The sequence below is a fragment of the Sphingobium fluminis genome, assembly GCF_037723805.1.
Taxonomy (GTDB): Bacteria; Pseudomonadota; Alphaproteobacteria; order Sphingomonadales; family Sphingomonadaceae; genus Sphingobium.
This window is the reverse complement of record NZ_JBBJUK010000010.1, coordinates 1-11081: the sequence shown is the minus strand read 5'-3', so window position 1 is coordinate 11081 and position 11081 is coordinate 1. Positions and strand designations below refer to the sequence as shown.

Here is an 11081-nt window from a genome sequence, read left to right as displayed (position 1 = left end):
CGCATCTTCGGCTAGGTCGAGGCCGGCCGGGTCGAGCCGGTCGAGTGGATTGTAGCGGGCAGGGGGCTGCCCTGATACTTCGAACGGGTCGAGGCACCAGACCTTGCCTTTGGTGGTGCGCGCCCTGGCAGTGACACGGGCGTTCTCGCCCTTGGGGTCGATGCATATCACCGAGCGGTTGAGGGTCAGCAGATTGGGGATAATGGTGCCGACGCCTTTGCCGCTGCGCGTCGGGGCCATCGTCAGCAAGTGGGCGGGACCACCATAGCGGAGCAGCTTGCCGGATTTGGCCGATCGACCGATCAGCAGATCGCCTTCACCGGATTCCAGACCGCGCACATCCTCGCGGGATCCAAAGCGAGCCGAGCCAAGCAGTTCGTTGCGGCCGACGCGACCGTTGATCCGCCAGACAGCAACCATCACCATAGCGAACGCGCCCCAAGCGATAAGGCTAGCTACGACCTCGGGCAAAAGCCTGCTGGCCAGGTACTGGACGACCAGGCACACCACGAACGCGCCGACGATCGCGCGAACCCATCCTATCCCCCGATCGCCCCCGACCAGTGGGCCAGCCATACGCCTCTCCTAGTTATCGTATTTAACAGCAGTTCCTGCCGAATCTTCGATCATGGCGGCCCAGGCACCGAGGATTAGGCCTTCTGCCTCTTCGCCATCTTGGCTCGCGATCGTTCCGCACATGCCTAAGATGTTGGCCAGCTCTTGTGCCTTTGCCACCCCGCCGCGCTCCAAAGTGGCCGCTATGACCGAGAGGGCTGTTCCCATTGCCTTCACAACAGCGTCGTCACTCATTGACCGCTTCTCCCGTCTCTGGCCCATCACGGAGCCGTTTCAGCAGATCGGCCATCAACGCATGATCGCGCTCACGGGTCAGAAATAGCGGCAGCTCGCGTTGAAGGAGCGGGACGAGCTGACGGCCGGTCGGCGTGTCCTGGTCTATGTGGTGGAGAATAAAAGCGCCAAGCATGATGCGTTCGCGGGTTTCAGCTTTACGGCGAGAGGCCGTTAGCCGAGCTTCCAACGCCTTGCGACGCTCGCGCAACTTGCGCTCGTCCTCGCGCATTTTCTCAAGGCGCTCTTCAACGGGTGTCCGTGCCATGCGGTCCTCCTATGGCAATTCGCTATAGCAAGCAGAACGCCATGAGGATACCTTAGCGAAGATAAGGGCACGCTTATACATTGGTTCCCAATGTGCGTGGTCCTCGTGGGGGCGTTGCCCCCGCCGGACGGCTTCCCCCTTAAGTGAAGGAAGTAAGGAGGCGCGCGGCCCGTGGCGATCTACCATTGTTCCGTCAAAGTCATCTCGCGGGCCACTGGGCGCAGCGCGGTGGCCGCCGCCGCCTATCGGTCGGGCGAGCGGCTGACGGACGAGCGCCTGGGTAAATGCCACGACTACACGCGCAAGTCGGACATCGAGCATCGCGAGATCATGGCCCCCGATCGCACGCCCGACTGGATGCTCGATCGCTCGCGCCTGTGGAACGGCGTCGAGGCGGCCGAGAAGCGCAAGGACGCCCAGCTTGCCCGCGAGGTCGAAATCTCCCTTCCGCGAGAATTGGACGCGGAGGGGCGGCGCGCCCTGGTCGACAGCTATGTGCACGAACAGTTTGTGTCCCAAGGCATGATTGCAGACGTATCGCTGCACCGAGGCCATTCGGCGGACGGGCAGGAGCAGCCGCACGCGCATGTCATGCTGACCATGCGTGACCTAACCGGCGAGGGATTTGGGAAGAAGAACCGGGACTGGAACGCGGCCGAGCGGCTTGATGGGTGGCGTTCAGCATGGGCAGACCATGCCAACCAGGCGCTGGAACGGGCCGGGTTCGATGAGCGCATAGACCATCGGTCTCTCAAGGATCAGCGCGAAGCGGCGCGCGATCGGGGTGACTCCGAAAGGGAAGAAGATCTAGGCCGGGAGCCTTTGGGCAAAGTGCCGTTGTCGGCGGTGGCGATGGAGCGCAAGGGCACCCCCACCGAACGCGGCGACGAACAGCGCGGGGTGCAGGCACGCAACCGGGAGCGGCGCGAGCTGACTCAGCAGCTTCGCGAATTTAGCGCCAGGATCGCGGAAACGATGCGCGGAATCGGCGACAAGGCCAGGGACATGACGCAGATGCTGCGCGACCGTCTCAGCGCGGCATGGGGTAGCCCGGACGAGGATCGCGGCGCGGCCGAGCGGATCGCGGAGGCGACGGCACAACGGGGCAAGCGTGATCGTGACGCCCCAGAGTCAGGGAGTGCTGCCAATCGCATCGCGTCCCGCATGGGTAACAAAGGCGGTTCCGATCACGACCAGGCCGAGCGTGATCAAGAGCGAGATCGAGCAAAGGATCAAGACAGAGAGCGATAGTGTTTGGTGTCAAAACCGACCGGTTTTGACACCCCCTAACGGCATCAACAATATCACGGGTTTACGGGTGTCAAAATCCCGTGTCAGAAAGTGGCATGGAAGTTGGCTATGCGCGGGTGTCTCGCGGCGACACTCAGGATATTGGTCCTCAGATCAGTGCGCTCGCCGCCGCCGGTTGCACTTCGATCTATCGGGAAGAGGCATCTGGGGGAGACACCGGACGGCGCGAGCTAGCGCGTGCGATTGGATCATTGTCGCCAGGCGACGTGCTTGTCGTTTGGAAACTCGACAGGCTGTCTCGTTCGCTCCGCGACCTTCTTTTCACGTTAGAAGGGATAACGGCGGCCGGCGCTGGTTTTCGGTCGCTCACGGAAGCGATCGACACCACCACCGCGCCAGGTCGGCTGATGATGCAGATGCTAGGCGCGTTTGCCGAATTTGAACGAGCGATGATCCGAGAGCGGACTATGAGCGGCCTTGCACATGCCCGCAAAGCAGGCCGACGTCTCGGTCGCCGGCCTAGCCTCACTGGCCAGCAGCGCGCCGAAATTATCGCCCAAGTAGAGGCAGGCAACGGTTCTCCGGCCCAGCTCGCCAGCTTGTTTCGTGTGTCGCGATCGACGGTTCAACGCGTATTGCGGGATCATCGGAAGCGAGCAGAATGACGCTATCTCCTGCTGGGAAGGATGGGCGGCTGAGGCACATTCCGGTCCGCAAGCGGCCTTGCGCCTTCGGCAACATGGGAACATATAGTGAACAAACTGCTAGGAGATTCGAGCCGCTTGGATTATTCGTCACACATCAAAGCTCATAGGTTGTTGTCATACGCAAACCCTAGAGCTATCCAGGTTTTCGAATCACATAAAGGGTTATGCGTATGGGTCGGCCACGGGCGAACAAGCCAAGGAGCGAAGTAACGAACGTTCGGCTGACGGAAGAAGAAAAGGCAGCTTTTGACGCTAAAGCGTTGGAGCATGGTTTCGGAAACGTAAGTGAATATATAAGATACCTACATAATCAGCACGTTAGTGTTACTACTACGGCTAAAGAGCCGGATGATTTCAAGGCCCTCTTTCCTAAAAAGCTAATTCGCTCTTTTCATAAGACGAAAAGCGGGGAAATGATCTGGGGCGATAGTAGGTCATATCTTTTTAATGGCGCTAAGCCGAACAGTGTTGACTTGATTATGACAAGTCCACCATTTGGATTAGTGCGCAAAAAGAGCTACGGAAATGAGGATGCTGACGAGTATTGCAACTGGTTCCGGCCTTTCGCTGAGGGATTCAAGCGAGTTCTGAAAGACGATGGCTCACTTGTAATAGATATTGGTGGAGCATGGGTTCCCGGTCAGCCAACCCGCAGTCTTTACCACTTTAAGCTCTTAGTTATGCTGGTAGAGGAATACGGCTTCCACCTTTGCCAAGAGCATTATTGGTGGAATCCGGCCAAATTACCGACGCCGGCAGAGTGGGTGAACGTGCGTCGTGTTCGGGTAAAGGATGCGGTGAACACGGTGTGGTGGCTTTCCAAGACACCTTTTCCCAAAGCAAACAATCGTCGAATTTTGGCTCCTTATTCTAAATCAATGAAGAGCCTTCTGGCGAACGGTTACATTGCTAAGATGAGGCCTTCTGGTCACGATATTTCCGAAAAGTTTATGCAGGATAACGGTGGTTCTGTTCCACCTAATCTGCTTGCTATTGCAAATACGGAATCGACGAGCCGATATCAGGAGCATTGCCGCGATAACAACATTCCTATTCATCCAGCCCGCTTCCCGCCACAATTGCCGGAGTATTTTATTCGGTTCCTGACAAGTGCCGGCGACGTAGTTCTCGATCCGTTTGGAGGATCATGTGTCACTGGCGCGGTTGCGGAAGCGCTAGGGCGGAAGTGGGTCTGTTGTGAAATGTCGGAAGAGTATCTGAACGGTGCTCTTGCGCGTTTTGAGCCGACGCCGATCCCCCTACTCAAGGATCGCCCCGCTAGCTACGAGATCGCTCCTCCTTGTGCGGTGCCGGTAAACGAGGAAGCCACTCCCTTGTTCGCCGATGGTGGCGCGGCGCGACCCAAGGCAGCACCCATTAAGCCGGTGAAGGTTCAGCCAGTAGAGGAGACGCGGCCTGCACGAGCGAAAACCGCTTCGCCCAGGCGGAGAGTTCATTACGCGTGATGCCGGCGAAGTCGATACTCCCCGGAACGCTGGCCGAGAGATCGGCCAGCGGAGGTGCATTGCGTGAGATCGCCACTAGAGAGCGTGCGATGATTGAAGCCGTATCGCCGTCAGAGGAATAGCCCCGCGCGTATCGTACAATCTGATCGACGGCCTCGCGGAAGCGGGCGGTTGAAGTGTCGCCAGCAACATATTTGACCTCAATGATCGAAACGACCGCGCCGGCCTGTTGATCGACCACAACGAGGTCAGGGCGATCAGCACCAATTGCGAGGTTGAAAGCGGCAAGGATGCTGCGCGTCAGAAGCTCGGACGGCTCGAGATCGGGCGAGGTGTAGAGGTTGGTACGCTGCTGCCAGTACACGGCGAACCGCCCTGTCGTGACGATCGGCAATGCCGTTTCGCCGGCAAGCAGATTGATCCGCAGCGTCTCGCCGACGGCATCGGCCAAGGCTTCGCCTACCGCCAATCCTACTGCCAGTTCAAACCGACGCCAATCTTCCAGCGGTCCCAACAGCGCCGATCGCGCTACCCGGTCGATCGCTGCCGGATCGCCGCGTTCGATGCCTTGTAGGAGAACGTACGCTTCCACCGCCAGACGGTAGACTTGTCGGCGGCTGCGCGAGGCGCTTCGGATAGCACCGGCACCAGGGCGCTGACCAATGGCAACCGACCGCAGCGGCTCGCGCAGGGCTTCAAGCCGTTGGACGGCGCGCATCTCTCCCTGTGCTTGCTCAATCACGGCAAGGTAGGGAGAGGCCGGACCCTGCCAGCCTGAGAGCCGCGCTGTGTATGTAGCAGCCTCACGTAGCACCCAGGCCAGAAGGAGGTTTGGCCCAGTGTTGAACGAACGCACCGGTTCGTTGGCTACGATCGCCGAGGGGAGCCCGCTTTGGAGGCGATGAAGCCAGGTCCTCCGTGCGTCGATACGCCCACGTGCGACCGCATCATCAATTCGCGTGCGAAGTGTCAGCAGGCTTTGCGCCTCATGCGGGTGCGTCAGGACATAGCGCACTAACTCGCGGACAGGCCCCGATATCGCCCAATGTCCGCGCAGCATATCAAGGTCGCGTTTGGCATCGATGCGCGGCGTCTCGCCGGCAAGGTGGTCGCCTCGTCGGAAATACCGCAGGAGCAGTGCGGCCGAAAAGTCGATAATGGCCGCGTCAATGGTCATTAGATCGCGACGGACTCGAGCCGTGTTTTTACCTGGCGTGCCTGCCCTTCGGCGAGGCCAAAGGCGGCCACGGTCGCATCGGCGATCGCCATCGCGTCTTGATGGACGATACCGTCGAGCATGGGCAGGAGCAGCATGTCGAGCGCATCCAACGCGGCCAAACGCATGGCATCGTTGGCAGGACCGAAAAAGGTAGCCGCAGGATCGAGTACGCGGATCGCCTTGATAGCGTCGATGATGGGCGCAGGCCCGATTACGCGCACCGCGTTGATTGCGCGCCATAGATCGGCAAGCGGGCATACCGCTTCGCCGGCAGGCTCAGGTGCTGCCGGATCTAGGTGTGCCAAGAACGAGCGGACGAACTCTCGGAGGTCCGTAGGCGCATCGACATACACCCAGCCAAACCGGCGGCTTAGTGCGTAAGACATTTGGTAGAGCGATGCTTTGTCGATCGAGTTGATCGTCGCCAACAGACGCCAGGCCGGTCCCGGCGCGAACTCATGGTCGGCCGCACCCGCCTTTGGTTGCGGCAAAATGACATACGGCTGGCTATCTTTGTCGCTCAATTCCGTGCGGTAAGGAAGCGTCGTTTGCTGGCCGCTTAGCACGGTGAACAGCGGGCCAATCACCTTGTCGATATCGCAGCGGTTCAGCTCATCGATGATGAGGGGTTGATCGAAAGCTCGAAGCAGGATGCCCGGCACGAAATCGACGTCGCCACCACCGATCGGCTGATAGCCACCAATAATATCCTGTGAACTCCAGTCAGACGAGCCGGTGATTAGAGTCCATTTGCCGCCGGGGAGACTGTTGGCGATCCAACGGGCCAGAGAGGTCTTCCCAGTGCCGGGCGGCCCATAAAGCATCAGATGCTGCTTGCCCGATTGAAGCATCGCATTGATTTGTCGATAAACGGCGGGGTCGATGCCGAGTAGGTCCGGGTTCTCCGGCACTTCAAGATGCGAGAAATCTAGCGGTTCGCCGTTGTCGTCGGTGTCCTCCTCCGCAACGACGGCGGCGACCTCGGGCGGCGGCCCGGCATTGTCCCAGGCGTGCGACAGGTCGGCCTTCAGACGATCTAGGTCGGCGTCCTCGCTCAGGTCGTAAACCGGGATCAGGCCCGCTGCCCCGCCTTTTGGACTGATTGTGATCGCGCCATGTAGCGCATCAACCACCTCGCCATAGGTAATGTCACGGGGAGCATCCGCCACCGTCAGTTGGAAGGTGTCGGTGCGCGGTCGAATGCCGAGCAAGCCCGCAAAAATGTATTCCTGTTCTGCCTGGAGTCGCTTCATTCCGCCGGTTGTGACGTTCAGCGAGAAGCCATCGCCTGACGATCCGGGCGGGAGCGGTCCATGAAACATAAAGATCGCTTGCGCCTCGAACTCGTCAAACCGCTCGAACGGCCCGTCGCCCGTTTTGAACAAAGGCAGTAGCCTTACTGCCAGGCCAGCCTTGTCTCCCTGCGAGGTATTAGAGCCGCCAATGCCAGCTTCGTCGAGATCACTCGGCAACGCCGCAGTCGCAGGGACAGTCGTTACGTCCACATCGAAAAGCCACCTGATCGGCTTCGATCGTGAATACGCGATATTCTGCCAGTCGCCCGTATCCAGATTGATACCGTGATTTGCGAGGCTATTGCCTAACTTAAATCCGGATTGTGAAAACTGGAGCCCGCGATCTTTAAGAAAGGTCTTCAGCCACTTATAAAAGGCTGCCTGGCCCCCAGTTACCCCCGCCATCTTCGAATCCTGTTTCGCCCTGATTTAATTGTGCAACCTAGCGATCAAGGGCGCGGTCGTAAAACGACAATGGCGATCACCGCGCTAAGCTACTAACGTTCTTTACGAATAAGCGACTAAGCGATATAAGCCGCTTAACCGCTTAGTAGGAGCAGCAGCTATGCAGGTATGGGCCGTGATCGCTCAGAAAGGTGGGCAATCCAAGACCACGCTTTCCACCGGATTCGCCGTTGAGGCGGCGCGTGAGGGAGCGTCGGTTGTGATCCTTGATGCCGACGATCGGCAGGGGTCGGCGCTCTACTGGTCGGAGCGCCGCGACATGGACGACGTGATGGTGAAGGATAGCAGCGTCGCCGGCCTGCCGCTTCACGTCTCGCGCGGGCGGAGCAGTGGCAAAATCGACCTAATCATCATCGACACGCCAGCAAACTCGAAGGACATTGCCATGCTCGCGGCCGAGCAGGCTGACTTCGTTATCATCCCTGTCGCGCCGCGCGGGCTGGATGTTCATTCGGTCTTGCAGACCGTGAAGCAGGTCCAGCAGGCGGGCACGCCGTTCGCGGTTATCCTGACCCAGGTGCCGCACCAGGGCGGGGAGGGGCAGGAGGCCCATGCCGGCTTTGCGGCAAAGGGCGTCACGCTGTTCGACAGCCGCCTCCATTTCCGCAAAGATTACTACAAGGCGACCCCGCTTGGCAGGACCGCATCTGAGACGGAACCCGACAGCAAGGCGGCAGCTGAATTGCGTAGTGCTTTCGGCGAGGCTAAGCGACTAAGCGGTTATACGACTAAGCAAGTAAGCGAGGTAGCATGATGGCGAGGAAGCCTTCCGCGCTGGCCGGTATTTTCGACGACCAGCCAGAGGAGCCGGTACCGGCACCCGTTGCTGAGCCTTCCCCCATGCTGCAACAGGCGGCGTTACCTCGTCGATCGCGCCGCGATGCGAATGCGCCGACACAGACCAAACGCAGCAGCCATCCTGGCAAGAAGCCGGTGTTGATCCACATTCCTGAGGACATGCATCGCGCATTGCGCCAGCTCAGCGTTGAGGAAGGCGGAGAGCCACTCACCGTCATTACCGAACGCCTGCTGCGCCAGTATCTGGTCAAGCGGGGGCACACCAGGTTTGCGCCATGAGCAAGCGGCGTGATCCCAATCCCGAGTTCGACCTGTTTATCCCGGCGCTGGGTGATCTGCCACTCCGCGACCAGCGAGAGGTAATGGAACGGCCGTTTTTTTCGCTTCAAAAGAGGAAACGGCTCAAGCCTATCGAATATCGCAGTCCGGACGGCGAGGCGTGGGTGCGTGTTCAAGCGATACCAGATTACGGTATGGCGACGATCTGGGACGCTGATATCCTCATATGGGCCGCCTCTACGCTCAATCGCATGAAGCAAAAGGGCGTGAATGATATTCCCCGAACGCTGACAACAACGCCCTACGATTTATTGCGGGCGATTAAGCGCAGCACCGGAGGAAGGGATTATCAGGAGTTGCAGGCGGCTTTGCTTCGGCTCCAGACTACTTCCATCACGACTTCGATCCGCGCGACAAAGCGCCGACAAAAGGCTGGGTTTAACTGGCTCGACAGTTGGACGTTCGATACCGATGCCGACACTGAGCAGCCGCGAGGAATGACTCTAACGCTTTCGGATTGGGTTTATGAGGGCATCGTCAACGAGAAGTCGTTGTTGACCATGCACCCCGATTATTTCCTTCTTTCTGGCGGATTAGAGAGGGCTCTGTATCGCATCGCGCGCAAACATGCTGGTTCGCAGCGTGGCGGGTGGCTCTGCCGGGTCGAATTGCTCCGCGACAAGACGGGTAGTGACGCCCAGCCAAAAGAATTCAACCGAATGCTTCGGCGCGTGATCGAGGCCGACCAACTGCCCGAATACGCAATGGAATTGACCGAAACAGCGGACAAAAGTCCCGCCGTCATGTTCAGACTGCGCGGCGAAGCTGAGGCTGTCGCGCTGGCGGAGAGGATGAGAGCCGAAGACGAGCGGCGCGCACGTTTCGACGCCGATCGACGCCGCGCCGATGAGGTGGACACCCGCATGGATCAGCTTGCCGGCCGGCGGCGCTAACTATCGGGGTTTCACCCACCGCAGATCAAACTATCGGGGTATCACACACCGAGAGCCGAGCCGTGCAGCCTTAGCGATGCGCCGTCCTAGAGCTTGTGACCCGGCGGTCTGTGGATAACTGCCACGAAAAGCCCGTTTAATGCATCGCGGGAGTCGGGGGATCACCCACCTTTGCTTCGGGGGATCACCCACCGCTCTATCGGGGTATCACACACCGAATCACGGGGTTTCACACACCAGGAGTTTTGCTAAGCACCTGATAGAATGAGAAAGATTCGGCTTTCTGGATCACTTAACCTTATTAACGATTCCTATTTAACAGAATCACTTAACCCCGCCCGCCACAAGCACTTTGACCAAAAGGGATGTGGAATTGGCCTGAAAGGCCAATGCGCTTTCGTTGCGTGCCGGCAGAGCCGGCACAGAGCGGCCATAGGCCGCTGGCTTCCCAGGGGGGAAGTGAAGCCAGCGCTGCGCTTTCTTCTTTGAAGGCCCGCAAAAGCCATGCCAAGGAGGTGGGTGCTTGCGCGACTGGTGCCCGCTTTCGTTATCAACCGAGGTCGGCCAATCCGGCGAACTCGCGCTGATCGTAATAGCGGATCTTCTCCACGATGAGCGGAGCTTGCCCTTGGAGCATCAGTAGCTGGTCGGTGGGTGACATTCGCATGATCTCGTCAGGATTCATGAGATTACGAGCCGCAATGTGCGTGCCGGCGGTACGCGTGAGCTTGGCTCCATCGAGTCTGCTGCCCTGCGAATATCCCGCTGTCTGATATTCTAGGGTTTCCTGCCCTAGCGTCTTCGACAGCAATTCCGCTGTGGCGAGATCGTTCACCCCGAACGCTTGAAACACCCCAGCGTTCGACATGAAGGTGCCCGCGCGTTCGCCATAGAGGGCACGTAGCTGGTGCATATCCTGCAAGATCGGCCAGAGCTGTAATCCGTATCCGGCCATCAGCCCCATCGCCCGCTCGACTGGTTCGAGCCTTCCCAGGGCGGCGAACTCATCGAGCAGGAACAGAACGGGCCGCACCGGTTTGACGGGCGAGCGCGCCATGTCGGTGAGCGCCTGGGCGACCAGCAGGCGCAACCAGCGGGAATATGCATCGAGCCGGTCAGGGGGGAGGCACAGAAATACCGTGGAAACCCCCTCTTTCAACTCTGCGAAGGTGAAATCCGAGGCCGATGTGCTGGCGACGATCCGGGGGCTGTCGAGAAAATGGGTGTGCCGCTGGGCCGACGACAACACTCCTGCCGCCTCGCGATCAGACTTGCCGAGCTGGCGATTGGCGGCACGGGCGATAAGGCCGCCGGCGCCGCGACTGTCCTGCATGAGAGTGAGCAGATCAGCGAACCGTTTGGGGGCAAGCGTCAGATAGTCGCGTACCGTCGCCAGGGTGCGATGCTCGCGGTCCTCATGGACTACGGCATAGAGGATCAGCCCAGCGATCAGCGCCTTGGCTTCCTCGTTCCAATGAGCATCTCCGCCTTGCCCTGCAGGATCGTAGACCAGCGCGTCTGCCAGCGTCAT

12 protein-coding genes are annotated in these 11081 nt (G+C 59.5%); 6 read left to right on the top strand and 6 right to left on the bottom strand.

Annotated features, from left to right (window positions below):
• The 3 genes from WG907_RS18005 to WG907_RS17995 all read right to left on the bottom strand — a co-directional run.
• Nucleotides 1-576, bottom strand: a 576-nt coding sequence (locus WG907_RS18005; protein WP_340234984.1) for a type IV secretory system conjugative DNA transfer family protein, incomplete at its 3' end; no start/stop codon positions are given.
• 9 nt (nt 577-585) lie between these two features.
• On the bottom strand, nt 586-810 hold the full coding sequence (locus WG907_RS18000; RefSeq protein ID WP_340234982.1) for a hypothetical protein: 225 nt from the start codon (nt 808-810) through the stop codon (nt 586-588).
• Nucleotides 803-1117, bottom strand: a complete 315-nt coding sequence (locus WG907_RS17995) for a mobilization protein (RefSeq protein WP_340234981.1) — start codon at nt 1115-1117, stop codon at nt 803-805. Before WG907_RS17995 ends, WG907_RS18000 begins: the two co-directional genes overlap by 8 nt.
• A 171-nt stretch (nt 1118-1288) precedes the next feature.
• Between WG907_RS17995 and mobQ the strand changes: the two genes are divergently transcribed.
• The 3 genes from mobQ to WG907_RS17980 all read left to right on the top strand — a co-directional run bounded on the left by mobQ (nt 1289) and on the right by WG907_RS17980 (nt 4541).
• Complete coding sequence (mobQ, locus tag WG907_RS17990; RefSeq protein ID WP_340234979.1) at nt 1289-2368, top strand: MobQ family relaxase; 1080 nt, start codon at nt 1289-1291, stop codon at nt 2366-2368.
• 95 nt (nt 2369-2463) lie between these two features.
• Nucleotides 2464-3033 (top strand): recombinase family protein, encoded by a 570-nt coding sequence (locus WG907_RS17985; RefSeq protein ID WP_340234977.1) that lies wholly within the window; start codon nt 2464-2466, stop codon nt 3031-3033.
• 212 nt (nt 3034-3245) lie between these two features.
• Nucleotides 3246-4541, top strand: a complete 1296-nt coding sequence (locus WG907_RS17980; RefSeq protein ID WP_340234975.1) for a DNA methyltransferase — start codon at nt 3246-3248, stop codon at nt 4539-4541.
• On the opposite strand, the gene WG907_RS17975 is transcribed toward WG907_RS17980, so the two are convergent.
• Both WG907_RS17975 and WG907_RS17970 read right to left on the bottom strand, forming a co-directional pair.
• Nucleotides 4453-5718: a hypothetical protein gene (locus tag WG907_RS17975; RefSeq protein ID WP_340234973.1), complete on the bottom strand. Its 1266-nt coding sequence runs from the start codon at nt 5716-5718 to the stop codon at nt 4453-4455. The two genes, WG907_RS17980 and WG907_RS17975, sit on opposite strands and share 89 nt — an antisense overlap.
• On the bottom strand, nt 5718-7460 hold the full coding sequence (locus tag WG907_RS17970; protein ID WP_340234971.1) for an AAA family ATPase: 1743 nt from the start codon (nt 7458-7460) through the stop codon (nt 5718-5720). Before WG907_RS17970 ends, WG907_RS17975 begins: the two co-directional genes overlap by 1 nt.
• 160 nt (nt 7461-7620) lie before the next feature.
• Between WG907_RS17970 and WG907_RS17965 the strand changes: the two genes are divergently transcribed.
• The 3 genes from WG907_RS17965 to WG907_RS17955 are packed head-to-tail and all read left to right on the top strand — an operon-like array spanning nt 7621 to nt 9550.
• Nucleotides 7621-8274, top strand: a complete 654-nt coding sequence (locus WG907_RS17965) for a nucleotide-binding protein (protein ID WP_340234969.1) — start codon at nt 7621-7623, stop codon at nt 8272-8274.
• On the top strand, nt 8271-8597 hold the full coding sequence (locus WG907_RS17960; protein WP_340234967.1) for a hypothetical protein: 327 nt from the start codon (nt 8271-8273) through the stop codon (nt 8595-8597). The genes WG907_RS17965 and WG907_RS17960 overlap by 4 nt, the downstream gene beginning before the upstream one ends.
• Nucleotides 8594-9550 carry a replication initiator protein A gene (locus WG907_RS17955; RefSeq protein ID WP_340234965.1) on the top strand — a complete coding sequence of 319 codons (957 nt, stop codon included), beginning with the start codon at nt 8594-8596 and terminating at the stop codon, nt 9548-9550. The genes WG907_RS17960 and WG907_RS17955 overlap by 4 nt, the downstream gene beginning before the upstream one ends.
• A 550-nt stretch (nt 9551-10100) precedes the next feature.
• Here WG907_RS17955 and WG907_RS17950 read toward each other — a convergent pair.
• A partial coding sequence (locus tag WG907_RS17950; protein WP_340234963.1) for a type IV secretory system conjugative DNA transfer family protein occupies nt 10101-11081 on the bottom strand: 981 nt, incomplete at its 5' end.

Bases quoted from the DNA above. Each gene is read 5' to 3' on its own strand.
- WG907_RS17975 (WP_340234973.1), bottom strand. From the start codon at position 5,718: ATGACCATTGACGCGGCCATTATCGACTTTTCGGCCGCACTGCTCCTG.
- WG907_RS17960 (WP_340234967.1), top strand. From the start codon at position 8,271: ATGATGGCGAGGAAGCCTTCCGCGCTGGCCGGTATTTTCGACGACCAG.
- WG907_RS18000 (WP_340234982.1), bottom strand. From the start codon at position 810: ATGAGTGACGACGCTGTTGTGAAGGCAATGGGAACAGCCCTCTCGGTC.
- WG907_RS17970 (WP_340234971.1), bottom strand. From the start codon at position 7,460: ATGGCGGGGGTAACTGGGGGCCAGGCAGCCTTTTATAAGTGGCTGAAG.
- WG907_RS17985 (WP_340234977.1), top strand. From the start codon at position 2,464: ATGGAAGTTGGCTATGCGCGGGTGTCTCGCGGCGACACTCAGGATATT.
- WG907_RS17980 (WP_340234975.1), top strand. From the start codon at position 3,246: ATGGGTCGGCCACGGGCGAACAAGCCAAGGAGCGAAGTAACGAACGTT.
- WG907_RS17995 (WP_340234981.1), bottom strand. From the start codon at position 1,117: ATGGCACGGACACCCGTTGAAGAGCGCCTTGAGAAAATGCGCGAGGAC.
- WG907_RS17965 (WP_340234969.1), top strand. From the start codon at position 7,621: ATGCAGGTATGGGCCGTGATCGCTCAGAAAGGTGGGCAATCCAAGACC.
- WG907_RS17955 (WP_340234965.1), top strand. From the start codon at position 8,594: ATGAGCAAGCGGCGTGATCCCAATCCCGAGTTCGACCTGTTTATCCCG.